Genomic DNA, 24131 nt, shown 5'->3' with positions numbered 1-24131 from the left:
TTTACAATAGGTTATTCTTTAAAACGATTTGTTTTATAGAATTAGAGGCTGCACTTGGAGCCCTTTGCTTGCTATAAGCTAAAACTTTCTCCACAACCACAAGTTCTCGAGGCATTCGGATTGTTGAATACGAATCCTTTTCCATTGAGGCCACCTGAATACTCAAGTACGGTTCCCGCTAGGTAGAGGATAGATTTCTTATCAATGATTATTTTGATGCCGTTGTCTTCAAAAACCTGATCTAATTCTTCTTTCGAATGGTCGAATTTCAGGACATATTCAAGTCCTGAGCATCCCCCACTTTTCACGCCTACACGAATGTAGTCTACTAGTGCATCGAACCCATCATCGCTCATGAGTTGGATGGCTTTCTGTTTTGCTTGATCGCTTACTTTGATCATTGTTTTTATTTAGAATGATTTTAGATTACAAAAATACGAACTATTACATGGATTATCAAATTTAACTCCTTATTTTACCTATCATTCCCATTGACAGAGACTTTAAGAGGACTATTTTATCCTTTTTTAAGATATTGAAAAGCTTGAAGATTGGCCATGGATGGGATGTTCAAAAAGAAATGTGTTTTTTCAAGGGAGATTTTTTAACTTTTCTTAAAAATTCATATCCAACTTTAAATAATTTGAAATGCGAAAATTAATGCTTTCCTTACTTGTCACAGTAAGTTTTTTAGGCAGTGCGCAATCGATGCGATTTGTCTACGAGGCAAGGATGGTTCCTAATCTAGAAAAACCTGACCAAGTGGTGGTTGAAAACGTACTTCTCGATGTAGGGGAGGGTCAATCGGTATTTCAGTCAGAAAATTCGGTAAAGCGAGATTCTTTGATCCAGCGTGTGCGAGTGACTGGGACCATGGAAGCCTCTCAGTTCAGAGATCTAAACTCGAAAATAAACTACGTAGTAAAGAAAAATTTAAAAGATCAAGTTACCACCTACCAAGAACGAATTGGTCGTGATCAATACGCTTACCAGGAGGATCGTAAAATGGCTTGGGAAATCCAGGACGAAACGACTAAAGTGGGCGACTACTCTGCGCAAAAAGCAACCGTAGATTTTGGGGGAAGAAAATGGACCGCTTGGTTTACTACGGAAATCCCTTTTGCAGATGGACCTTATAAGTTTTCAGGTCTTCCAGGACTGATTGTAAAAGTAGAGGATGAATCGGGTGAGTATAGCTTTGATTTAAAAGAAAGCAAAGCTCTAAACGTGAGCGCAGCGAATAGCGCGGACACCAGTGGGTTTGGCAGAGGACGTCTAATCAACTTAAAGCGTTCTGATTTTGAAAAGCAAAAAGCAAGATTCCGCAAGGATCCTGTTGCTTTTATGGCCGCAGCTTCTGGACCCGGTCGAGGTCAAGGGAGAGGAGGGATGGATCCTAGCCGACAAAAGGAAATCCAAAATAGATTGCTTACCGAGATAAAGGATTCAAGCAACGGAATTGAAAAATAGATTTTAAGAAATTGAACGAAATAGAAAAGCCGCTTCATGAAAATGAAGCGGCTTTCTTGTGTCTCTTAAGAGATTTTTATTATTCTGCAGATTCACTTGCGGGTGCGTCAGTTGCACCTTCCGTTGTTTCTTCTTCTTCATCATCGTCTTGAGCAGCACCACCTTTAAGAGCAGTTCTGGACATTTTAACAGCCACAACAACTGCGTTGTCTGGATGCATAAAAGTGAAGTTAGAAGTTTTGATGTCACCTACATAAAGTTTGTTACCAATTTTAAGTGGAGTTACATCAACTACGATTTCGTCTGGTAGGTTTGCAGGTAGAGCCTTGATTTTCAGTTTTCTGAAAGATTGTCTTAGCGCACCCCCAGCAACAACCCCTTTAGAACGACCTGTTAATCTTACAGGTACTTCCATGATTACCGGTTTGTCGTCGGATAATCTGTAGAAGTCTACGTGTAAAATTTTGTCAGTAATTGGGTGAAACTGAATGTCCTGAAGAACTGCAGGGATGGTTTGACCGTCGATAACAAGTTCAGCTGTGTGTGCGTCTGGCGTGTAAACTAAGCCTTTGAATGCTTTTTCTTCAGAAGAAAAGTTCAAAGGTTCACCTCCACCATAAACAACACAAGGAACTAGTTCAGCATCACGTAAAGCTTTTGTAGACTTTTTGCCCACGCTTTCTCTTTTTGTGCCTTGAATTGTAATTGATTTCATTGTAAAAAAATTATTTTTTGAGTGGGCAAAGATAACTATTTTTTTGCTAAACTAAAAACCGCCCTCCAAGAAAAGGGAGGGCGGAGAGATTGGATTGTCGTTTGCGAATTAAATTATGAACTTTTCACTGATGGATTGGTGCTCGTGTACCATTTTCATCACGTCTGCAAAGAGCTTTGCACTCGAGAGTACTTTGATTTTAGAGCTAAGTTCTGTTTTTACGGGAATGGTGTCCGTGACGATTACTTCTAAAAGAGGTGAATTTTCAATGTTTTCATAGGCTTTTCCGGAAAGGACTGCGTGGGTTGCCATCGCACGAACGGATTTCGCTCCGTTTTTCATTAAAATTTCTGCTGCCTTGCAAAGAGTTCCTGCTGTATCGATCATGTCGTCGATCAGGATCACGTTGCGGTCTTTCACGTCTCCAATAAGGAACATCTCTTCTATGACATTGGCCTTTTTTCTTTCTTTATAAGCAATAACCACTTCTGCTCCTAAGTGTCCCGCATAGTTTTTCGCTCTTTTCGCTCCTCCCATATCTGGAGAGGCAACGGTAAGACTATCTAGATTCAATGAAGTAATGTAATCTACGAAAATGGTAGAGGCGTAAAGATGATCCACTGGAATCTCAAAGAATCCTTGGATTTGGTCCGCATGCAAATCCATGGTCATGATGCGAGTGGCCCCTGCCGCGGTAAGTAGATTGGCTACTAATTTGGCTCCAATTGGTGCTCTTGGTTTGTCCTTTCGGTCTTGTCTTGCGAGTCCATAATAAGGAATAACGACCGTAATGCTTTTTGCGGACGCTCTTTTTGCCGCATCAATCATTAGAAGAAGTTCTAATAAATTGTCTGCAGGTGGAAATGTCGACCCAATTAAAAAGACACGTCCTCCTCGAACAGATTGATCAAGAACCGGTTCAAATTCCCCATCACTAAATTCTTGAAAATTGATTTTCCCTAGCGATTGACCATAAAATTCGGCCATCTTTTCTGCTAATTCTTTGCTTGTTCTTGTCGAAAATAAATAACTTAATTGCTCCGCCATTTTTAACTTTTTATTAGAGCACAAATTTAAACAAAATTTAATGTAACATGAATTTGGGACCGTTAAATGTTAGAGGTTATCTTTTTCACAGGGAAAATGGGACCACCCTTGTAAAGGCTAAAGGCAAATCCGATACAGTCAGAATAGATTCTTTTGCACTTAGAGAGCGCAAGTGAATTTATAATTAAAATTTTTATCATTGAATATCAAAAGGTTATGATTTTCTTTCAATTTCCCATGCAAGGTTTCTGTTTTTTTGACTTTATCCTAGTGAGTGCTCACTAAAACAATTTAAAATTATAAACTTTACGAAATGAAAAACAAAATGACTTGGATGCGTACCTTCGCTCTGTTTGCATTAATCGGACTAACTTTTGTCTCATGTCGCATGGACGACGATAACTTCGCTGAATTATTACCCGTTGAAGTGAGCGATGTACCCGGTGAATATAGTGGGAAAGCTGTCGCAAAGCAGGGACAATTTAGCAAAACCTACCTTGCAGCATTTACGGCAAGTGCAGATGCAATTGCAATTAAGGAGTTTCCAATGGACGAGATTGTAAAATCCATTCTGACGGATCCAATTAAAGTAAAAGAAGCTTTAGAGCAACTTGAGCCTATTCCATACACAATGGGGTATACAGGTGAATTGGCTTCTAGTAAGAAAGAAGTGATTCTAAAGTTAGCGGCACAATCTCTTCAATTTGATTTGCCTGTAGACGGACAAACCAAATCTGTGGTGGTTCACTTTAAACAAGAAGCCGCAGGTTCTTATTATGCCACTGAAATGGGAGCCGAACTTTACCTTGCATTTAATGCAGACAAAATTGAAGTAGATGGAGAAGTGCTAGCTTCTACCCAGGAGATTAGCTACTTGTTTGGAGGGCTAAAAAAATAGAATTCGATCTATAAATTAATACAAGGGTTGTACATTTGAACAATCCTTGTTTTTTTGCAGGGAAGTATCGGAATGAATAGCTATAGAGGATCGGAACAGGAATATATCGCCTCACTTCTTCAAAAGGAGCAAGTGGCGTGGAGAGAATGGTATCATTCAGTTTCTCCTGGCCTGATGTCGCTATGCATTCGTTATGTGAGAGACCGGGATCTTGCAAACGACGTGCTCCAAAATAGTTTTATAAAAATGTTTCATTCGATTTCTTCCTTCCAATTTCGTGGAGAAGGCTCGCTTAAGGCCTGGGCGTCACGAATTGTGATTAATGAAGCTCTTCGCGAGCTTAAATCTCGATCCGAGTGGCAAAGACTGCAGTTTGAAGAGGAGCTTGCTGAGCCCGAGATTATAGAACCAGAAGTAGAGAGTCTATCCCAGGAGGAAATATTGGAGTTTATATTGCAATTGCCTGACGGATACCGAACGGTTTTTAATTTGTTTGTATTTGAAAATTTAAGTCACAAGCAAATTGCAGAGCACTTAAACATTACAGAGAGTACATCTGCATCCCAACTTCACCGCGCTAAAAGTATTTTAGCGGAGAAGATAAAATTACGACAAAGTTTAGATAAAAAGATCTTATGAAACGCAACTGGTCACATACGCTTAGAGAGAAGATGGAAGGCCACGAGATGGCTCCAGACTCAGACGGATGGCAAAAAATAGAACAAAGTCTATTTGTTGAGCTTCCTGCTGAGGTTACTTCTATCCCGCTAGTGGGTAGCTCTGCCCGTATAGCGAGAAGACGAAAAGTTCAAAACTTAGCCATTGCCGCCAGTCTAGGGGGAATCCTAGTCTGCGGAGCACTGCTTTTTTCAACTTTAGACAGAAAGCAGCAAATTTCGCCAAACCGTTCCTTGACTCTGGAAGGAAATAAAGAGAAGCTCAAAACTTCAAATAAGGTTGAGAATATAGGGTTAAGAACAGAATCTGAGCCGGCAATAGTGAAGATTGAAAAGAGAGAGAAATCATTACTACGAAATTTAGATCCCTTCATAACTAGAGTAAATCAAAATCGTAAAGAAGTAGAAACGTATATAGACAGTCGGTCTCTATCCTCTTTTTCAGGGACGGGTATCCAAACGTATGGGATTCTAAGTGGAGCGAAAATAGTAGCAGACCCTTATCCGTATAAAAACTTTGCAGTGACTGCTAAGCAGAAACAATCCGATAGAATTTCTAGCTCAAATAAGAGGACCAAAGAGAGAAGAGGTTTTAGTTTTGGACCGATTGCAGGACAATTGGCTTCCAATTCTACGGCACAAAACCCAGGGTACTTAACCCTAAGCGGTGGAAGTGCCACACGAATGGCGATGGCGCAACTTGATGCGCCCTATGCTAACGTACTAGTGGAGAATTTAGCACAGAAAGCCAGCACCGAAATAAATCATCATACGCCTGTAACTTACGGACTCGCGGTTCAATACCCACTTACTTCGAAATGGAGTTTAAGTTCAGGTGTAAGTTATACGCTTTTACGTTCTGATCTAAAAGCCGGGACCGAAACCAGCTATTGGGAAAGCCGACAAGATTTACATTATATAGGAGTGCCTCTTTTTGTCAATTATGAGATTTCAGAGACTTCCAAAGTACGTACCTATGCCTATGGAGGAGGAGAAGTTAAAAAAGTAGTAGCTGCTAGTTCAAGAACCAAGTACGTAGTGAAGGATGAGCCTGAGACTTTCACGAAAGAAAAGCTTAGTGAAAAACCGCTTCAAGTATCTTTAAATGCCGGTGTGGGCCTTGAATACCGTTTACATAAAAACATTAGTCTATATGTGGAACCCGGTATTGAATACCATTTAAATGACAATTCAAGCATACAGTCCTTGTATAAGGATAAACCGGTTAATGTAAGTCTACGGACCGGACTTCGGTTTACAATCGGAAAACCCTAAGTAAATAGAAATTACAAATAGAAAAAACCAGAGCAATCGCTCTGGTTTTTTCTATTTGACTTTTAAAGTATCAATCCTAACTTAGGGGAAGGTAACTCCTGAATATTGGTTCACATTCACCAAAGGAAGGGAAGAGTTGTATTTTTTATTAATTGATTTAATAAATTCATTTGCAATAATTCCGTACCCACGTCCTGTTAGGTGAACCCCATCAAGAGAGAAGGTACCTCCAGTTACAAAAGTAGTGGTGTATTTTACGCCATCGAAAGTGATTCCTGAAGATCTTGCGAGTTCTAGCATTTTCGCATTTGCATCCACAAAGGCAAGTCCTTTCGCAGTCGCAGCAGAACTGATTACTTTGTTGAATGCGCTAGTGGCTTCAAGTACTTCGTCTTTCTCTACCGCCGTTAATACATGCTTATCTTGGAGTGGGAAAGTAACACCAAATTTATCAAATGGGGCTACAGCCAGTGGAGAAGAAGGGGTTGTTCCAATAACAGAGCTTGTCGTTAATGGGATTAAATCGGCACTGGTAGCGTGTCTTGCTTGACCGTAAAGTGCACCCATTAATCCTGCTTGTTGAGCTGGAATTCCATTCGCTACTAAGGCTCCTGTAATTTGCACAGACATATCGGTTAACGATTCGTCCTTCAAAAGAAGTGGGTTGTTGGACTGAGAAACCATTTTAATTCTAGATCCTTGCCCATAAGCCGATAAAATTTGACTTAATGGCCCAAACACTTGTTGGTTTAGTGCCGTAGCACTCGCTGCATCAAGCGGTACGGGATTGTACGGAACCGTTGTAAAGAATGGAATCGCGGTTACATTGGGTAGGTTTGCAACCACTCCTTTCGCTCCTTGCGAGGTTAAAGTGGCGACAAGTCCATTGTAAGCCTGAGTAAAGAGTGCGATGTCTGTAATTGGATTGCTTCCATCGCCACCTGAAGTTGCGTACCCTAACACATCGTTATTTCCAATCCATAAAGAAAAGAAAGTTGGATTTTGTGCCATGGCATCTCCAAGTACAGTCGTGGTCGCTGAGGATGCAAATCTCACAAAGTAAGGATTCGCAGTACCTGTTTGTAGACCTGCTGCACTTCCGTAACCGGGTGCAAGTAGGTGAAAGGATTTTGCACCGGGAACCCCCATGTTTTGGTAAGGTCCACTTCCATAAATGCTTGCAATTGTGTTGGAAGCGGTTTCACTTGCGACAGCCGGTCCTAGTGAACCGTTCGCATCTACTGCAAGAACGAGTTTGTTGGCCACACCGATGGCTGGGATTCCTCCTAAGTTATCGGTCATCATTGGCTGCTTGAATTCTCCTCCTCCAGCTAATTTCATTTGCTGAGCAAGCATGCTAGGATAAGATTCATTTTGTCCGTCTACGTACAAAGCATTGTCTCTATATCCAGCAGTTAGGGAGTTTCCTAACGCTACATATTTGCTAAAGTCTGCATCTCCTTTGGATACGGAGATGGATTCCACGTCTTGGTCAAAGTCCGTCTCACAACTATAAGTAAGCATTAAAAAAGAGGCGGCAATTGCGGGTATAATAAGTTTCTTCATCGGTTTCTAATTATTTAATGTTGTAGTTAAGACCTAAACCAAAATAATATGTTTTGGCTTTTGCTTGTCCTGCGAAGTGTGTATTCGGATTGTCAAACACTCTCGACTTCGGAAAGGACATGGCTCCCGCTAAGTCTACTCCAAGTCCGCCAAATTTAAGTCCTAAACCGGCTGTGAACACATGTGAATCAAACGAAGGGGTTTCTGGAATGAAATTTTCGTCCGTGTAAGGAGCTTCATCCCAGTACCATCCGGCGCGAGCTGCAATCATTGGATTAAATTTGTATTCGGTTCCGATTCGGAAGGTTTTCGTGTTGTGGAAATTCTTCGGAGTCGTAAGTACGGTCGGATCGTTCGGTTGATTTCCGACAGGGGCGTTGGCGAAATCAAGTGTTAAGCTTGAGTATTTGTCCCATCCTGTGTAATTAAAATCCGCAGAGATTTTCCATTTTTCAGTGGCTTGATAGGTGGCTCCAATCGTGTACTCATCCACAAGAGGTAGAGTTGCTTGGAATTGGTCTTCTCCATTCGCGTTTAATCCTAGATTTGGATAAAGTGCGGGAGAAATATCAAATGTAGCGGTTCCATTTTCAGCTTTCATATCCACGGGACCACGGTAGGCGATACTTAAATCTAATTTGTCTGTGGGACGAAGATAGAATCCAAGAGAGTATCCGCTTCCTTTTGCTTTTTTGTCGTTGATGTTAAGGCTGCCACCAAGTTGAGTTACGGCCTTATCCCAATCTACCTCTCCCGTTGCATGGATGTAGCTCACCCCAACAGATGCCCAAGGAGCTAACTTAACGGCCACCATAGGTTGAAAGAACATCGCTTTTAGAGACATTTTTTGAACTATCTCTCTGCCAGCCCACTCTTCTCCCCAATTGATGGTACTTCCAAATGGAGTTGTGAAACTAAATCCAATGGATAGGTTTTCAATGGGCTTATACGCCACAGCTGCATAAATAGGAGTTCCTATCGGGTTGTCGGTTTCAAACGATTCGTGGGTATTTGGGTTTTGATATGTAACGGAAGAAATCGCTCCGAATCCACCCGCTGCCACACTTAGCTTCGAGGGAATGAACGCGATACCGGCAGGGTTAAAGAATGCCACACTTGCATCCTCGACATGTGCGCTGGTATGTGCCATTGCCAATTGTTTCACCCCTTGAAGGGAAACTCTGAACCCTCCTGCATAGGCAGTCATACCTGCCAAAAGGGACATTGTAATGATTATTTTTTTCATAGATTGGTAATTATTGCTTTCAAATTTAGAACTAATTTGTATACGAATGTTAATTTTCGTTAATAAATTTAAACAAATTACTATTTAAAGCATGGGTTTAATTTTTATTTTCTAGAGTATTGAATTTACTTACTTGTCTAAGAGTCTATTATTTTTCTAAAATGGAATGGTTTTCGGGCATGTTTAACATTAAACAGAGCTAACCCAAATGGAGTTTCTTAGGAGGTGTACTATTACTGCGATTCCTTTTTGTCGAGAATAGGGAAAAGTGAGGGTCTTGTGTTTGAATTCAATCCTTCCTAGCGCTTTGACGAACAAGAGCAAGTCCTATGTTAAAAATTATCCTAAATTTGCAATTATTAAAATTAATCAAATATGAGTTGTGGATGTAAAACATCCGGCGATTCCGGTCATTCTTGCGGTACGAAATCTGCTAATGGCTGCGAAAGTGTGAATACTTGTGGCAATAGTTATAAATTAAGTGTATTTGATTGGCTCTCCGATGTGGGTAGTCCAAGTCAAAAGACCGGCAATGAACTTGTAGAGGTACGTTTTAAAAACGATCGAAAAAGTTTTTTTCGTAACACTCAAAATTTCCCACTCCATATAGGGAGTATTGTTACAGTGGAATCCAGTCCCGGACACGATGTAGGTGTAGTAAGCCTAACAGGAGAGTTAGTGAATATTCAAATGAAAAAGAAAAATTTTTCACCTGAACACGCCCTGAAAATTTACCGAGTTTCCAATCAAAAAGATGTGGAAACCTGGCAAGAAGCTAGAAAAAAAGAAGATGCAATCAAAACGCAAGCAAAAATTATTGCTTCACGTTTAGGACTTGCAATGAAAATAACAGACGTTGAATTTCAAGGCGATGGAGCGAAAGCGACCTTTTATTACACCGCCGATAGCCGCGTAGATTTTCGACTATTGATTAAAGAATATGCCTCCACTTTTCGAACCAAAATTGACATGAAACAAATTGGGTTCCGTCAAGAGGCTGCGAAAATCGGAGGAATTGGGTCTTGCGGTAGAGAACTATGCTGTTCTTCTTGGCTGACAGACTTTAGGTCTGTCAACACGAATGCAGCTCGTTATCAGCAGCTTAGTATCAATCCTCAGAAACTAGCGGGTCAGTGTGGAAAACTAAAATGTTGTTTGAATTATGAGTTGGAAAGCTATATGGATGCATTGTCAGATTTCCCTTCCTCCAATACAAGTTTAGACACCGAAAAGGGACGTGCATTTTGCATCAAAATAGATGTGTTTAAACGAAAAATGTGGTTTGCCTATGCGGAGAACCCAATGGCTTGGTATGATATTGATACCGCGAAAGTTAAGGAACAAATTCAACGCAATAAGAAAGGACAAAAAGCACAGCTTTTAGAAGAGTTAATGTCGACGGATGTGGTTTCTGAGAAGCCAGTGGATTTGATTCAAGAAAGCAAAATTGACCGTTTTGATTCACGAGGTCGTCAAAATAGCCGCAAAGGTCCCAATAAAAGCAGAAAAGACCAACCGAGAGATCGAAGATCAGGTGACGAATCGAAAGCGCAAAACAAAAAGGAGTCTGTAGGATCGGATGACAAAAAACCGAATAAGAATAGAAACCAATCAAATCCAAACAATCGCAAATCGGGGCCAAGATCTAAGTCAAACAGCCAGGGAAATTCCAATGAAAAAGTTTCGCAGCCAAAACCGAATGAGAAAATTTAATGCGATCTTTCTCCTGCTATTTGTAAGTGTATTAGGTAGTTGTGTGAATCCAAAAGAGGACATTCAAATTCATTCTTTGAACGGAATTTGGCCTGCATCTGAAACTCAAAGGTTTCATTTTGAAATAAAGGAGGCACAAAATCCGAAAAACATTATATTTGTTGTAAGAAACAATAGTGAATATCCCTACCAAGATCTAAATCTAAAGGTAGTAGCGCGCGTAGATTCGACAAAGGTGATTTTAACAGAGCGTGTGAACTTGCAGCTTGCAGAGTCAAATGGAGAATGGACAGGAAAAGGGTTTGGGGATACAAAAGAGGTATTGTTTACGTATAAAAGTCATTATAGATTTCCCCAAAATGGACTTTATACACTAGAAGTTTCTCCAGAAACTGTACGAGAAGCTCTAGACGGAATTGAAGATTTTGGGATTAAAATTCAAACTGCGCAATTGAAAGATGGAAAATAAAAAACAAACAGGTAACAAAAGTACCTTCCCATTGCCAAAGAAAAAGCCTCAGAAAGCTGCAACTCAAAGATGGATTAAGTTTATCTGGACGGCACTTGTGGTGGTAATCTTGGGTGTTTCTGCCGTTTTCTTTGCCGTATCGCAAGGATTTCTAGGCGATATGCCAGAGGTGACAGAGCTGGAAAATCCGGATATTTATGTTGCTTCTGAAATTATTTCCGCAGACGGAGTTGTGCTCGGAAAATTCGAAAAAGAGAAAACCGAGCCAGTTACCTTTCAAGAACTCCCCCCTTATTTGGTGTATGCCCTTCAGGCTAAAGAAGATGAGCGCTTCAAAGAACATTCAGGAATTGATGTAAAGTCCTTTGCTAGAGCGGTTTACTTTAGAGGAGAACGAGGAGGTGGATCCACCATTACACAACAGTTGGCCAAACTTTTATTTACGAAGAAGCCGTCATCGAACCCTCTATATCGGGTCGTGCAAAAGCTAAAAGAGTGGGTCGTAGCGGTAAGTTTGGAAAAACGATATACCAAGGAGGAAATTGTGACACTTTATTTTAATAAGTTTGATTTCACCTACAATGCAAACGGTATTGAAATGGCCTCTCGTGTCTATTTCAACAAGAAGACAAAAGATTTGACTCTTCCAGAAGCCGCGATGTTTGTCGCGATGCTTGAAGCTCCAATTGCAAACAATCCTTTACGAAATCCGGAACGTGCAAAACGCAGAAGAGATGTAGTTTTAGAGCAAATGCTTCAAACCGGTTATTTAGACCAGTCTACCTACCAACAGGCAATCGACACTCCGATCGTAACCGATTATCAGCCTATACGTTCTATTGATGAAGGTTACAGTGCCTACTATAAGTTTTTCCTTCGCAAAGAGATTGAAAAATATTTGAAAGAGCATGAGAAGAAGACGGGTAAGCCTTTAAACCTCTATAAGGACGGGTTGAAAATATACGTGACTCTTGATTCAAAAATGCAGCGCTTTGCCGAAGAGGCAATTAAGGAACACTTAACGGTTCTTCAAAAAAGTTTTGATGCAGAGCAAAAGGGCCGTAAAGCAAGACCGTTTTATTTGATTTCTGAAAAGGAAAGCGATAAAATTATGCTACAGGCGATGAAGAGAACGGGACGCTATAAACAATTAGCGGCTGCGGGCATCCCTGAAGACTCAATTATGCTAGAGTTTCAAAAACCAATTAAAACCACACGTTTCACGTGGAACGGGGAGGAAGAAGTGGAAATGTCCCCTTACGACTCAATCCGTTATCATAAACAAATTGCGCAGGCAGGACTTATGTCGATGACACCTGGTACTGGAGAGATTAAGGCCTGGGTTGGAGGAATTAACTGGCAGCATTTCCAATACGACCATATTAAGCAAGGGAAACGTCAGGTGGGATCCACATTCAAACCGTTTGTGTATGCCGCTGCCATTATGAATTTGGGAATGACCCCTTGTACTAAGATATCCAATGCAACGTTTGATGAAAGGGGCTACAGAGTGCAGGGGACTGGCGGTGAATTGACCCTTAGAAATGCTTTGGCATTTTCTCGAAATCCAGTTGCGGTACGCTTAATGGATATGACAGGAACGGACAAAGTAATTCAGCTTGCTCGTGATCTTGGCGTTACACAAGATATGCCCCGAGGGCAGCTTGCGGTTGCTTTAGGTTCTTCAGACATTACCATTTATGAAATGCTAGGAGCGTACAGTTCCTTTGCGAACTTTGGGAATTACATCCGTCCCGAAATGATTTGGAGAATTGAAGATGCGAATTCAAGAGTGATTAAGGAGGTTAAAAATGAAACCAAAGAGGTAATGAATGAACTCTACGCTTATACCATGATTGATTTGATGAAGGGGGTAGCCGAATATGGAACCGCTTCAGGAGAGCTGGGAAGACGTGGAGTTTCAAAAGAGATAGAGATTGCTGCAAAAACAGGGACGACTCAGAATAACTCAGATGGATGGTTCATTGGGATGACTCCTAATTTGGCGACCGGTGTTTGGGTAGGATGGGAAGATAGAGCCACCCACTTCCGAAGTACGGGCGAAGGACAAGGGGCAAAAATGGCTTTGCCAATTTGGGCGATTTTTATGAAGAAGATTTGGGCCGAGAAATCCCTAGGGGTTTCCGCAGAGGATAAGTTTATTAAGCCCTCAAACTGGACAGGAGACTGTGGTGATTTGTCAGGATTAGGAGGATACGGTGATGAAGGAGGACTTCAAACCATTGAAGAAATTCGAAATCCGACTCCCGATCGATCTTCGCAGGAAAAGGCCCCTGTGAAGAAGGAAGAAAATCTCAACGAGAAATTAAATAAAGACTCCAACGTAGATTTCAATCAATAATACAAAAGGCCTTTTAAAAAGGTCTTTTTGTCGCTTTAAGAATATGTAATATGCGATTAGATAGGATTACTCAATTGTTTCGCAAACGGTTTCCAGGCGATGAGAGCTATGATTTAGCACAGCGCCAAACACCAAATGTACTGTATGCACTGGTGCGCCCAGATTCATTTCCAAAAGCAGAGTTACTCGATTTTAACGAAGAACTATCTCGTGAGATTGGGCTTGGTGGAATCGATGGCTCAAAAGACTGTGATTTTCTAAATTGCAATTTCATTCCTGAAAATCTTGAAACGTATGCGACAGCCTACAGTGGACATCAATTTGGTAATTGGGCGGGGCAGCTTGGGGATGGTCGTGCGATATATGTAGGAGAAATTGACGACGACAGAAAGGAGCTTACGGAACTTCAATGGAAGGGAGTAGGCGCAACCCCTTATTCTCGTAGTGCAGACGGCAGAGCGGTTCTACGCTCAACGGTGCGTGAATACCTAATGAGCGAAGCGATGCATTTTTTAGGAGTTCCAACTTCTCGATCCCTAAGTCTTACTTTGTCTGGCGAAATGGTGATGCGAGACAAGCTGTATTCCGGGCGCGTAAGGCCTGAAAAGGGTGCGTTTATGATGCGCGTCGCAAAGAATTTTTTTCGTTTTGGTCATTTGGAATTTCTCGCCTCGCAGGGAAGAGAAGATTTACTGAAGGACCTAGTTGATTTTTTGATCGAAAGAGAATCCAATGCTTTGGAGTTGCAACAGAGCTTAGATCCTTATTTAGCTTGGTTTAAACAGGTTATGCACAAAACAGCCGATTTGATGGTGCAATGGTACCGAGTGGGATTTACCCACGGAGTTATGAACACAGACAATATGTCGCTGGCTGGCATCACGATCGATTATGGGCCCTTTTCGATGCTAGATGAGTACGATCTAAATTTTACCCCAAACACAACGGATCTACCCGGAAGAAGATATGCATTTGGCCAGCAGGGCCATATTGCACAATGGAATCTATGGCAGCTTGCAAATTCAATTGCTCCCCTTGTACACGATACAAATGAACTTCAGAACGAGCTAGATGGGTTTTCCTCTTACTTTTGGCAGGAACATGATCAAATGCTGGCAAGAAAATTTGGCTTCGAGCAATTGGAAAAAGACGATTCGGATTTCTTTTCTGATTGGCAAAGTCTAATGCAGATCACAAGGGCCGATTATACACTGTTTTTTATTAAATTAGAATCTTTTGAGGGGTCAAAGGAACCAGTTTCTTTTTTCAAAGAAGTATTTTATGGGACTCTTTCCTCTACGCAAAAAGAAGAATTCAGCACTTTTATCGAAAAGTACCAAAAGCGTAAAATGAGGAACCTTATTTCTGATCAGCAGGCTTTGCTACTGATGCAAAAGAACAATCCCAAATTCACATTAAGAAATTACCTTCTCTACGAATGCTTTGAGCAGCTTGAGACGGGAGATCGGACCTTATTTGAACAATTGAAATCCGCCTTGAAATCGCCCTATGAGCAGCTATATCCGGAGTTGAGTGCCAAACGACCTTCGGGATATGAAGATACCTTTGGATGTTCTACATTATCTTGTAGTTCCTAAAGGAAACAGTGTCGGATTATTTGTATTTTCACCGCTTATTCTATCTCCTTTGAAATTAATAAAAAAACTTTCTTTTGTTTTAAAAATGGTCTTCCCTTCCAATCGTATGGAATGGGCTGTTTTTTGTTTTTTTGTACTGGGTTACACAACCCTAGCAATGCCTATTGCACTTGACTATCGAATTGTTTTTGACAATCGCATTCCTTGGGATGCCTATTTTAGTTTTGACAATCGTGCGATTGTGATGACAGGCGGTGGATTTGAAAGGCATCCACTTGCAAATTATTATTTTAATTGGATTCGAGAGCTTGCTTTGTTTGTTTCGGGAGGAAAGATGGATTCGACGTTTCGATTCGTACTTTCTGGATGTAGTGTTTTCATGGTGAGTTTAACTCTGGTGCAAATTTTCAAGTATCTACGTGAGATCATTCAATTGCCAAACGTTTTGTCTTGTTTGCTATTGGTGTTCTTTTCCCTATTCGCAACGAATATCCTTCTAAGTTTCACACCGGAAACGTATACTTATAGTCTTTTTTTCTTGACGCTTTTTAATTACTATGCAGCGCGCAAATTAAGGAGTGGTAGGAAGTTCTCGATCGCTGCACTTACGATCTTTACAGTTACCATAGGGGGGCTTACGGTCACAAATGCAGCTAAAGTCTACATAGGGCTACTCTACGAGAAAGGACTCTTCAAATCCCTTAAATCCTTTGGAAATGCGGTGGTTCGGGGGGCAATCGCGGTAGGAGTCTTTGTTCTTTTGTTTTTGTACCGAATGAATTTTGACTACGGCCTTATTTTGTCAAAGACAACGGAGCAATACGAAAAGTTTTCAAAACCAAAAGTGACGCCTTTATGGGATATGATTTCTTCTTGGTTTTTAGGAGGTAATGTGCTTTTCTCAGGATTTATAACGCGGGATTATCACAATAAAAAAGCCTTTGAATACAAGGCTCTATTTATGGACGTATACACAAGTTGGGTTCCGTATCTATTTGTGGGAGTACTTTTTAGCTTGCTTGTTTGGTCCTGGATAAAAAACAGGAAAAACAAAATGGTTCAAATTCTTTTTTTCCTTTTCTTTTTCGACTTCCTTATTCACTGCGTTCTTAAGTTCGGATTGCATACCTCCTATATTTATGGAGGTCATTTCGTGATGGTGTATCCCTTGGTCTTAGGCTGGCTGCTCTATTCTTATCGAAAGCAAACCAGAATACTTACCAGTTTGATCATCACACTTATTCTTATGACTTTGTACTTAGCGCTTAATAATGCTTACAGAATGCAAGAATTCTTTGATTTTTTGAACCTCTATTACAGGTAGAATTACGCAAGAGGAAAGAAGCAGGAGTTATTTCGCTTCCACGCAAAAGACTCGGTATTGAACCGCTCGGGCAGATTTAAACTGACCTCTAATACGGCTTAAATCCGAGCTTGCCGTTTGTTTAGAGACGTAACTCCCAACTAATATACGGTAATTCGGTCGCAAAGACGCATCGGTCTCAACTTTAATGTTCGGGAAACGATTCCGGAAAAAAGATTTGATTTCGTTGGCTTCCTGGTTGCTTTTTGCCACCGCAATTTGGATTTTATACCCTAGAATTCTTGGGTTTTGACGACAAATTTCTGCTCTTGACAAAGGTTTAGAAAAATTGGATGAATCTCTCGAGTCTGCTATGTCTGAGGCGTTTTTAGACCCTGGCATTTGGGACGGGCGAGTACAATTGTCTTCCATTTTCGCCATCGTTTCACTGATACGCTTGTCCATAGATAACGTAAGAGTTGTGCCTTGCAAAGTGTCTGTCTTGGTTACGATTTGGCTCTTAACCAATCCAAGGTTAAGGGCAAAAAAGAATAGTGTATAGAGTAAATTGGTTTTCATCAAAGGTAATTTGGGCAAATTTACTATAAATAAAAATTATACCAAAAGCTATTATTTAGAATGGTTACAAATTAATAGGCTTCTCGGAATCTCTAATTTTTTCGGTTGTTAATGTAGTGTTAAAAAGCTTACTTTTGCAGAATTGAATGGATACTCATCAATTTTTACTAACCCAAGATTATTTAAATGATTAGTTGGAGAAAGCATTACAAGAGGGGTCTGGTAGCAATAGGTCTATTGTTTGCCACCGCCACTTCGGTCCACGCACAGGACGGTGATCCTAAAAATGGCGAAACACTTTTTAAAGCCAATTGTACCGCGTGTCACACATTAGACAAGAATTTGATTGGCCCAGCCTTAGGTGGGGTTGTCGAGCGACTGGAGAAAGAACAAGGTCTCGGTGTAGATTGGTTACACAAATGGATCAAAGACAATGAAGCACTTCGTAATTCAGGAGATGCCTACGCCAATAAGACCTTTGAGGATCATAATAAGATTGTTATGCTTCCCTTTCCGAATCTTTCGGACCAGGATATAGACGACATTCTTGCCTACACTTCAAATCCACCTGCACCAGAGCCTGCCGCAGAGGCAACCGCTGGAGCTTCGGATGAAAATTCACTAGCGCTTCTGAATGAAGCGAAGAAACAAAGTGAAAATTCAAAAATTCTACTGATTTCACTGATTGCTATTGTGGGTCTTTTGATCTGGTTGCTATTGAAGCTGAGACAGCTTGTGAAACTTAGCCAAACAGAAGAACTTGCAGGCCTTAATAAAACGAATGCATATACATTTGGTGGTCTCTACGAGAAGTATAGTTACGTAGGTAAGATCGCAATGGGTCTACTTGCCTTGCTAGCCTTCTACGGAGTTTGGAATGCACTAATGGGAATCGGGGTTTACAAAGGCTATCAGCCAGAACAACCCATCCATTTCTCGCACAAGATTCACGCTGGAGAAAACAAAATTGACTGTCAATTGTGTCACTCTTCCGCTAAATACGGGAAAGTCTCAGAGATTCCTTCCATGAATGTTTGTATGAACTGTCACCGTAATATTTCTGAATACACAGGAACGTATATGGAGCCAGGGAAGGACAAAGCGTTCTATGACGCTGAGATTCAAAAAATTTATGACGCAACAGGATGGGATCCAGGAAGTCAATCGTATAAAAACGAGAAAAAGCCAGTGGAGTGGGTTCGTATTCACAATATGCCTGATTTCGTATATTTTAATCACGCACAGCACGTAGTAGCTGGTGAGAAGACGATTATCAGTTCCCACAACAAAAAGAATCCAGACGATCAAATTGATGTCGTGTGTAAAGCTTGTCACGGACAGGTGGATACCATGAACGTCGTATCGATGGCAAATGATTTCACCATGGGTTGGTGTATTGAGTGCCATAGAACGACCGAAGTGGATATGGACAACGGCTATAACAAAGAATATTTCGCCAATCTTCACGATAAGTTGAAAAAACAATATCCGAAGAAAGAAGGTAAGATTACTGTAGATGCTATTGGTGGTCTTGAGTGTGGAAAATGTCATTATTAATAACGTTAAATTAGAAGTATAAATGGCTTCAAATAAAATACAATTCAGAAGTATTCATGAACTAAAGGACCCAACTTTAAACCATAAGTTGGCTCAGAAAGAGTTTCAGGATGAAATTCCTGTAGATGAAATTTTGGGTAAGTCGGATGATAGTTCAGGAACGTCCAGAAGAGATTTCCTTAAATTATTAGGATTCTCTACGGCAGCAGTGACCCTCGCAGCTTGTGAGGCTCCTGTGTTAAAAACGATTCCTTATGTGGTTAAGCCCCACGATATTATTCCCGGGGTTCCTAATTACTATGCAACCTCCTATTTTGATGGATCGGATTTTGCGAGTGTTCTGGTAAAAACAAGAGAAGGACGACCAATCAAAATTGAACCTAATGCGCTTGCCAAAGAGCTTGGTAAAACCAGTGCTAGAGTTCAAGCGGGAGTTCTTTCCCTTTACGATAACGACAAAGTAAAACAACCGAAAGTAGACGGGAAAGATGAAACGTATGATGCAGTAGACGATTACGTTCTTAATGCCCTAACCCAAAGTACAAGTATCGGGAAGAGAATCGTCTTGCTTTCTCACTCTTACCCTTCTCCAACCTTTAAAAAGTTGGTAGATGAGTTTAAAGTGAAATATCCAACTGCTGAATTGGTAACCTACGATGCACTGCCGCACGCTTCTGCTTTAGATGCAGCGCAGGAAGTCTACGGTCAAAGACACCTACCGGTGTACGATCTAAGCACAACCGAACTTGTCGTGTCTTTCCAAGCGGATTTCTTAGAAGATTATAATGGAGGAAGTTTAGAATCCTCTTATGCGACTGCGAAAAAGCCAGGCGCAAATATGTTGAGACACATTCAAGTAGAGTCTAACATGTCCCTAACAGGAGCTAACGCGGATGAACGAATTCGTTTAAAACCAAGTTCAGTTTACAAAGTGTTAGTGGACGTTTACAACGCACTTAATGGAAGTTCTGCCTCAGGGGATGCAGCGAAAATCGCAAAAGAACTTCAGGCTAAAGGAAGCAAAGCAGTTGTTTTTGCGGACGGAAGCAAAGGAGCTTATGTACTAGCTCACTTAATTAACCAAAAATTAGGTTCGGTTGCCTTTACAGGAAAAGCGAACTTATTGAAAGAGTACGATACAGCTCGTTACGAAGAATTCTTAACTTGGTTAGCAAACGGAGAAATAGGAACACTGATTGTAAACAATGTAAACCCACTTTATTCTTCAAACAAAGCAGAGGCCTTCAAGAATGGAATTGCAAGAGTACCTCATATCATTGCAGTTGTTGATAAGAAAAATGAAATTTATAAGGCAGCGAAAGTAGTGATTCCACCGACACACTGGTTAGAATCTTGGGGAGATTTAACTCCTCAAACAGGAGCCTACTCGCTTATGCAACCTACCATTTCTAAAATCTACAAACCAAGACAGATTGAAGAATCTCTTTTAGTTTGGATTAATGGAAAAGGAAGTGAAAACAATAGCTTCTACAATTATTTAAAGGCAAATGCCTTAACTATTTTAGGAGGTAAAACTTTCAACAAAGCTCTTTACGGTGGATTTAATGAAGTAGAATTTGGCCCTACCTTAGCTTACGCTGGAGGAAATGCACAAGGTGCCATTTCAGAACTCCAAGCGTTCAAAGCTTCGGATATTGAACTTGCACTTTATACAGCCGTGGCTGTCGGAGACGGTACGCAAGGAAACAACCCTTGGCTTCAAGAATTACCTGATCCTGTCACAAGAATCTCTTGGGATAACTACCTAACGGTTTCTCCTAAAGATGCAGAACGTTTAGAATTCGATAACGATCTAAACGGAAGAATGCAGCTTGACGGTTCTCGTGTAAACGTGAAAGTGGGAAATGTAACTCTAGAGAATGTACCTGTCTTTGTTCAACCAGGACAGGCAGAGGGTTCTATGGGGCTTGCATTAGGATACGGTAAAACGGGTTCTGGAAAAGTAGCAGAAACAGGAATCAATGCCTATCCTCTTTTTGATGGAAAGAGCCGAGTGGTTTCAAATGTGAAGCTAGAGAAAGTAAAAGGAATGCATGAGTTTGCAGGAATGCAGCTTCAGAATACGCTAATGGGACGTTATGACATTGCACGCGAAGTGCCTTTAGAGTCGTTCCTCAACGTAGCATTTGATGATAAAATTAATGGGTGGAACAAGCCTTTAGAATACCATACTTTAACGGAATCCACTCCAGCAGGTAAAATCACTTTATGGGATGAGTTTGATGACACGGACGGTCCTCACTTCAACCTATCTGTGGATTTGAACTCCTGTACAGGTTGTGGAGCTTGTATCATCGCGTGTCAAGCGGAGAACAACGTTCCGGTTGTAGGAAAAGAAGAAATCAGAATGTCAAGAGACATGTACTGGCTTCGAATTGACCGCTACTATTCTGCGAGAGAAAAAATCACTCCTAAGCAACAAGTAGACAGAGGACTGAATGTACCGCAAGTCTATGACATTCTTATTGATCCGGCTGAAAATCCAGATGTGATTTTCCAACCGGTAATGTGTCAGCACTGTAACCACGCACCGTGTGAAACAGTTTGTCCAGTGGCGGCGACTTCTCACGGGAAGCAAGGTCAGAACCAAATGGCATACAACCGTTGTGTAGGAACAAGATATTGTGCAAACAACTGTCCATACAAAGTAAGACGTTTCAACTGGTTCAACTATGCCCAGAATGATAAGTTTGACTACAACATGAACAATGACCTTGGACGAATGGTTCTTAACCCAGATGTAGTTGTAAGAACTAGAGGGGTTATGGAAAAATGTTCAATGTGTATCCAAATGACGCAAACCACAATTCTAGAAGCGAAGAAAGAAGGAAGACGTATTGAAGACGGCGAATTCCAAACTGCTTGTTCTAAAGCTTGTGGAACTGGAGCTATGCAATTTGGGGATATGAACGACAAGAAGTCTAAAGTAAGAGAGCTATTTACAGACAATAGACGTTATACCCTTTTAGAAGAGATCGGAACGAAACCGAACGTATTCTATCACACGAAGGTGAGAAACAGAAAAGAAAACAAAGTTTAAATAATAATAAGGTAAAAAATGTCACATTACGAAGCCCCGATCAGGGAACCTTTAATTATTGGTCACAAAACTTATCACGATATCACAGAAGATATCGCACGACCTATTGAGGAAAGAGCTGGAAAGCTATGGTGGATTGCATTCTATTCAGCATTGGTACTTTTCGTATACGGATTCGGTTGCATCGCTTACACTATCGGAACCGGTATTGGAGCATGGGGACTTAATAGAACCATTAACTGGGGTTGGGATATTACCAACTTTGTATGGTGGGTTGGTATTGGTCACGCCGGAACGTTAATCTCTGCAGTACTATTGTTGTTTAGACAACGTTGGAGAATGTCCGTCAACCGTTCGGCGGAGGCGATGACTATTTTCGCCGTTGTTCAAGCTGCGATCTTCCCGGTAATTCACATGGGTAGAGTTTGGGTTGGATATTGGGTATTCCCTATTCCAAACCAGTACGGATCCTTGTGGACTAACTTTAACTCACCACTGCTTTGGGACGTATTCGCGATTTCCACCTATTTCTCGGTTTCTTCGGTATTCTGGTTTATGGGTCTAATCCCTGACTTTGCCATGATCCGTGACCGCGCAAAAACACCTTGGACGAAAAAGATTTATACCTTCCTATCCTTTGGATGGGGTGGGAAAGCAAAACACTGGCAACGATTCGAAGAGCTTTCTTTGGTTCTTGCAGGACTTGCAACCCCACTTGTATTCTCTGTGCATACCACCGTATCCTTTGACTTTGCCACTTCGGTGATTAAAGGATGGCACTCGACTATTTATCCACCTTACTTCGTAGCTGGGGCGATCTTCTCAGGATTTGCAATGGTGCAAACGCTATTATTAGTTGCAAGAAAAGTTTGCCAGCTTGAAGATTACATTACCATCTACCATATCGAGATTATGAACATCGTAATTATCGTAACCGGAGGAATGGTAACCGTGGCTTATGCAGTTGAGTACTTCATCGCTTGGTATTCTGGAAGTAGATATGAAGATTTCGTATACTTAAGTCCAGGCGCTGCAACAGGTCCTTACTGGTGGGCATTCTGGGCACTGATTATTTGTAACTTAGTGGTACCAGCTTCGTTCTGGTTCAAGAAACTAAGAACAAACATCATGTGGACATTCTTTGTCGCACTAATCATTAACATAGGAATGTGGTTTGAACGTTTCGATATTATTGTAATTAACTTATCGAGAGACTATTTACCAAGTGCTTGGACCATGTTTAAGCCGACCATCATTGATGTGGGTGTGTATTTAGGAACCATCGGATTCTTTGGAGTACTCTTCTTATTGTATGCAAGAACCTTCCCGGTAATTGCACAAGCGGAGTTGAAAACGATTTTGAAAATGTCAGGTGAAACTTATAAAGCAAAAGAAGGAGATGAGCACCACTAAAATAATTTACGGTCTTTATGCGGATGATGACGATTTAATGGACGGCGTCAAAGCATGTAAAGAGAAAGGAATTGAAATTAATGAGGTCTATACCCCATTCCCTGTCCATGGTTTGGATAAGGCACTAGGACTTAAGAAGACTAGAATTTCTGATGCAGCGTTTATTTACGCTTTGTATGGAGTCCTTGTTGGTGCCCTTGTGACCTGGTATACAATGAACTATGACTGGCCAATGAACATCGGTGGGAAGCCTGCTATGTCTTGGTGGCATCAAATGCCAGCGTTTGTAGTCCCAATGTTTGAATTGATGGTCTTCTGCTCCGCGCACATGATGTCTTTAACGTTCTTAGTTAGAAACAAAATGTACCCAGGTGCGAAACCGCAGAATCCAGATCCAAGAACCACGGACGATAAATTCTTAATGGAATTTGTTGGTGGAGATGTTGAAAGAATTAAACAGCTTCTAATTGAAACAGGGGCTGAAGAAATTACAGTTAAAGATGCTTAGTATGAAAAAAACAATATTCAAAGCTACGGCAGCGATTGCTTTTACAAGTTTACTATTGAGCTCTTGTGGAAAAGGCAATCCACCTATGGTATACTTCCCGGATATGTATTTCCCAGTGGCTTACGATCCACTTCAGAAGGCAGAAGATCCGTACTCAGATCATGAGAATGAAATTCCTGCGTTTGCAAATGGGGCCACAGGCCTAACCGTAGTAGAAGGAACGGTTGCTCAGAATAAAGACGGTGTTTTTGAAGAAGAACTTCTTCCAAAAAATGTAGATGAGTACAATGCAAGGTACGATGCTTCCAAATCGGTAAGCGTATCTCCTCTTGATCCAGCGAATGCTCAGAAAGATATTGAAAGAGGGAAAGTCCTTTATGATAGAACTTGCGCAGCCTGTCACGGAGTCAATGGAGACGGACAAGGATCGATTGTAGAAAGTGGTGCATATTCAGGGGTGCCTAACTATAAGGACCGTGAAATTACAGTAGGTTCCGTACATTATGTGCTGACGCACGGTAGAAACGCAATGGGTTCCTTTGCAGGACAATTGATGCCAGGTGACCGATGGAGAGTTTCAATGTATGTAATGAATGCGTTTAAAGGAGGAATGTCTACGACAGCGGCAGCACCGGCAACTGTAGATTCCACCGCAACCAATTAATAAAAAGAAA

At 41.1% G+C, this 24131-nt stretch carries 20 protein-coding genes; 14 read left to right on the top strand and 6 right to left on the bottom strand.

Annotated features, from left to right (window positions below):
• Positions 1–71: 71 nt before the first annotated feature.
• Positions 72–401 (bottom strand): HesB/IscA family protein, encoded by a 330-nt coding sequence (locus ACX3PU_RS00805; protein WP_459082838.1) that lies wholly within the window; start codon positions 399–401, stop codon positions 72–74.
• Between the two features lie 247 nt (positions 402–648).
• Between ACX3PU_RS00805 and ACX3PU_RS00800 the strand changes: the two genes are divergently transcribed.
• A complete protein-coding gene (locus ACX3PU_RS00800) occupies positions 649–1470 on the top strand; it encodes a GLPGLI family protein (protein WP_459082836.1) in 822 nt (273 codons plus the stop codon).
• A 79-nt stretch (positions 1471–1549) separates the two neighbouring features.
• On the opposite strand, the gene ACX3PU_RS00795 is transcribed toward ACX3PU_RS00800, so the two are convergent.
• Positions 1550–2185, bottom strand: coding sequence for a 50S ribosomal protein L25/general stress protein Ctc (locus tag ACX3PU_RS00795; RefSeq protein WP_459082834.1), 636 nt, complete (start codon positions 2183–2185; stop codon positions 1550–1552).
• A gap of 108 nt (positions 2186–2293) precedes the next feature.
• Positions 2294–3232, bottom strand: a complete 939-nt coding sequence (locus ACX3PU_RS00790; protein ID WP_459082832.1) for a ribose-phosphate pyrophosphokinase — start codon at positions 3230–3232, stop codon at positions 2294–2296.
• 313 nt (positions 3233–3545) lie between these two features.
• On the opposite strand from ACX3PU_RS00790, the gene ACX3PU_RS00785 reads away from it, so the two are divergent.
• The 3 genes from ACX3PU_RS00785 to ACX3PU_RS00775 all read left to right on the top strand — a co-directional run bounded on the left by ACX3PU_RS00785 (position 3546) and on the right by ACX3PU_RS00775 (position 6082).
• A complete protein-coding gene (locus ACX3PU_RS00785) occupies positions 3546–4130 on the top strand; it encodes a DUF4840 domain-containing protein (protein WP_459082830.1) in 585 nt (194 codons plus the stop codon).
• 72 nt (positions 4131–4202) lie between these two features.
• Positions 4203–4769: an RNA polymerase sigma factor gene (locus ACX3PU_RS00780; protein ID WP_459082828.1), complete on the top strand. Its 567-nt coding sequence runs from the start codon at positions 4203–4205 to the stop codon at positions 4767–4769.
• On the top strand, positions 4766–6082 hold the full coding sequence (locus ACX3PU_RS00775) for a porin family protein (protein ID WP_459082826.1): 1317 nt from the start codon (positions 4766–4768) through the stop codon (positions 6080–6082). The genes ACX3PU_RS00780 and ACX3PU_RS00775 overlap by 4 nt, the downstream gene beginning before the upstream one ends.
• 81 nt (positions 6083–6163) lie before the next feature.
• On the opposite strand, the gene ACX3PU_RS00770 is transcribed toward ACX3PU_RS00775, so the two are convergent.
• Together ACX3PU_RS00770 and ACX3PU_RS00765 are read right to left on the bottom strand one after the other, a co-directional pair.
• Positions 6164–7648 carry an SGNH/GDSL hydrolase family protein gene (locus ACX3PU_RS00770; RefSeq protein WP_459082824.1) on the bottom strand — a complete coding sequence of 495 codons (1485 nt, stop codon included), beginning with the start codon at positions 7646–7648 and terminating at the stop codon, positions 6164–6166.
• 10 nt (positions 7649–7658) lie between these two features.
• Positions 7659–8894, bottom strand: coding sequence for an OmpP1/FadL family transporter (locus ACX3PU_RS00765; protein WP_459082822.1), 1236 nt, complete (start codon positions 8892–8894; stop codon positions 7659–7661).
• Between the two features lie 375 nt (positions 8895–9269).
• Between ACX3PU_RS00765 and ACX3PU_RS00760 the strand changes: the two genes are divergently transcribed.
• The 5 genes from ACX3PU_RS00760 to ACX3PU_RS00740 are packed head-to-tail and all read left to right on the top strand — an operon-like array spanning position 9270 to position 16360.
• Positions 9270–10607, top strand: a complete 1338-nt coding sequence (locus tag ACX3PU_RS00760) for a PSP1 domain-containing protein (RefSeq protein WP_459082820.1) — start codon at positions 9270–9272, stop codon at positions 10605–10607.
• Positions 10594–11076 carry a gliding motility lipoprotein GldH gene (locus tag ACX3PU_RS00755; protein WP_459082818.1) on the top strand — a complete coding sequence of 161 codons (483 nt, stop codon included), beginning with the start codon at positions 10594–10596 and terminating at the stop codon, positions 11074–11076. The genes ACX3PU_RS00760 and ACX3PU_RS00755 overlap by 14 nt, the downstream gene beginning before the upstream one ends.
• Positions 11066–13438, top strand: coding sequence for a transglycosylase domain-containing protein (locus tag ACX3PU_RS00750; protein ID WP_459082816.1), 2373 nt, complete (start codon positions 11066–11068; stop codon positions 13436–13438). Before ACX3PU_RS00755 ends, ACX3PU_RS00750 begins: the two co-directional genes overlap by 11 nt.
• Before the next feature lie 50 nt (positions 13439–13488).
• Entirely contained in the window at positions 13489–15036 is a 1548-nt protein-coding gene (locus tag ACX3PU_RS00745) for a protein adenylyltransferase SelO (protein WP_459082814.1), read from the top strand.
• On the top strand, positions 14993–16360 hold the full coding sequence (locus ACX3PU_RS00740) for a DUF6080 domain-containing protein (RefSeq protein ID WP_459082812.1): 1368 nt from the start codon (positions 14993–14995) through the stop codon (positions 16358–16360). Before ACX3PU_RS00745 ends, ACX3PU_RS00740 begins: the two co-directional genes overlap by 44 nt.
• Before the next feature lie 27 nt (positions 16361–16387).
• Here the strand turns inward: ACX3PU_RS00740 and ACX3PU_RS00735 are convergent, their stop codons facing one another.
• Complete coding sequence (locus tag ACX3PU_RS00735) at positions 16388–16918, bottom strand: SPOR domain-containing protein (RefSeq protein ID WP_459082810.1); 531 nt, start codon at positions 16916–16918, stop codon at positions 16388–16390.
• Positions 16919–17104: 186 nt separating this feature from the next.
• Here ACX3PU_RS00735 and ACX3PU_RS00730 point away from each other — a divergent pair, with 186 nt between their 5' ends.
• Genes ACX3PU_RS00730 through ACX3PU_RS00710 form a run of 5 tightly spaced genes read left to right on the top strand, consistent with a single transcriptional unit; the run spans position 17105 to position 24121 of the window.
• The gene (locus ACX3PU_RS00730; protein ID WP_459082808.1) at positions 17105–18475 is read left to right on the top strand and encodes a c-type cytochrome; all 1371 of its coding nucleotides are present in this window, start codon (positions 17105–17107) and stop codon (positions 18473–18475) included.
• Between the two features lie 22 nt (positions 18476–18497).
• Positions 18498–21536: a TAT-variant-translocated molybdopterin oxidoreductase gene (locus ACX3PU_RS00725; protein WP_459082806.1), complete on the top strand. Its 3039-nt coding sequence runs from the start codon at positions 18498–18500 to the stop codon at positions 21534–21536.
• Positions 21537–21554: 18 nt separating this feature from the next.
• On the top strand, positions 21555–22949 hold the full coding sequence (nrfD, locus tag ACX3PU_RS00720) for an NrfD/PsrC family molybdoenzyme membrane anchor subunit (protein ID WP_459082804.1): 1395 nt from the start codon (positions 21555–21557) through the stop codon (positions 22947–22949).
• Positions 22936–23457 carry a DUF3341 domain-containing protein gene (locus ACX3PU_RS00715; RefSeq protein ID WP_459082802.1) on the top strand — a complete coding sequence of 174 codons (522 nt, stop codon included), beginning with the start codon at positions 22936–22938 and terminating at the stop codon, positions 23455–23457. Before nrfD ends, ACX3PU_RS00715 begins: the two co-directional genes overlap by 14 nt.
• On the top strand, positions 23450–24121 hold the full coding sequence (locus ACX3PU_RS00710; RefSeq protein ID WP_459082800.1) for a c-type cytochrome: 672 nt from the start codon (positions 23450–23452) through the stop codon (positions 24119–24121). Before ACX3PU_RS00715 ends, ACX3PU_RS00710 begins: the two co-directional genes overlap by 8 nt.
• Positions 24122–24131: the final 10 nt, after the last annotated feature.

It is taken from the genome of Chryseobacterium sp. A301, from assembly GCF_054489425.1.
Note: the sequence above shows the minus strand (reverse complement) of the source record. Positions and strands in the feature narration are given on the sequence as shown.

Excerpts from the sequence above, each read along its gene's own strand:
- ACX3PU_RS00805 (WP_459082838.1), bottom strand. The coding sequence starts at position 401 with ATGATCAAAGTAAGCGATCAAGCAAAACAGAAAGCCATCCAACTCATG.
- ACX3PU_RS00800 (WP_459082836.1), top strand. The coding sequence starts at position 649 with ATGCGAAAATTAATGCTTTCCTTACTTGTCACAGTAAGTTTTTTAGGC.
- ACX3PU_RS00795 (WP_459082834.1), bottom strand. The coding sequence starts at position 2,185 with ATGAAATCAATTACAATTCAAGGCACAAAAAGAGAAAGCGTGGGCAAA.
- ACX3PU_RS00790 (WP_459082832.1), bottom strand. The coding sequence starts at position 3,232 with ATGGCGGAGCAATTAAGTTATTTATTTTCGACAAGAACAAGCAAAGAA.
- ACX3PU_RS00785 (WP_459082830.1), top strand. The coding sequence starts at position 3,546 with ATGAAAAACAAAATGACTTGGATGCGTACCTTCGCTCTGTTTGCATTA.
- ACX3PU_RS00780 (WP_459082828.1), top strand. The coding sequence starts at position 4,203 with ATGAATAGCTATAGAGGATCGGAACAGGAATATATCGCCTCACTTCTT.
- ACX3PU_RS00775 (WP_459082826.1), top strand. The coding sequence starts at position 4,766 with ATGAAACGCAACTGGTCACATACGCTTAGAGAGAAGATGGAAGGCCAC.
- ACX3PU_RS00770 (WP_459082824.1), bottom strand. The coding sequence starts at position 7,648 with ATGAAGAAACTTATTATACCCGCAATTGCCGCCTCTTTTTTAATGCTT.
- ACX3PU_RS00765 (WP_459082822.1), bottom strand. The coding sequence starts at position 8,894 with ATGAAAAAAATAATCATTACAATGTCCCTTTTGGCAGGTATGACTGCC.
- ACX3PU_RS00760 (WP_459082820.1), top strand. The coding sequence starts at position 9,270 with ATGAGTTGTGGATGTAAAACATCCGGCGATTCCGGTCATTCTTGCGGT.
- ACX3PU_RS00755 (WP_459082818.1), top strand. The coding sequence starts at position 10,594 with ATGAGAAAATTTAATGCGATCTTTCTCCTGCTATTTGTAAGTGTATTA.
- ACX3PU_RS00750 (WP_459082816.1), top strand. The coding sequence starts at position 11,066 with ATGGAAAATAAAAAACAAACAGGTAACAAAAGTACCTTCCCATTGCCA.
- ACX3PU_RS00745 (WP_459082814.1), top strand. The coding sequence starts at position 13,489 with ATGCGATTAGATAGGATTACTCAATTGTTTCGCAAACGGTTTCCAGGC.
- ACX3PU_RS00740 (WP_459082812.1), top strand. The coding sequence starts at position 14,993 with ATGAAGATACCTTTGGATGTTCTACATTATCTTGTAGTTCCTAAAGGA.
- ACX3PU_RS00735 (WP_459082810.1), bottom strand. The coding sequence starts at position 16,918 with ATGAAAACCAATTTACTCTATACACTATTCTTTTTTGCCCTTAACCTT.
- ACX3PU_RS00730 (WP_459082808.1), top strand. The coding sequence starts at position 17,105 with ATGATTAGTTGGAGAAAGCATTACAAGAGGGGTCTGGTAGCAATAGGT.
- ACX3PU_RS00725 (WP_459082806.1), top strand. The coding sequence starts at position 18,498 with ATGGCTTCAAATAAAATACAATTCAGAAGTATTCATGAACTAAAGGAC.
- nrfD (WP_459082804.1), top strand. The coding sequence starts at position 21,555 with ATGTCACATTACGAAGCCCCGATCAGGGAACCTTTAATTATTGGTCAC.
- ACX3PU_RS00715 (WP_459082802.1), top strand. The coding sequence starts at position 22,936 with ATGAGCACCACTAAAATAATTTACGGTCTTTATGCGGATGATGACGAT.
- ACX3PU_RS00710 (WP_459082800.1), top strand. The coding sequence starts at position 23,450 with ATGCTTAGTATGAAAAAAACAATATTCAAAGCTACGGCAGCGATTGCT.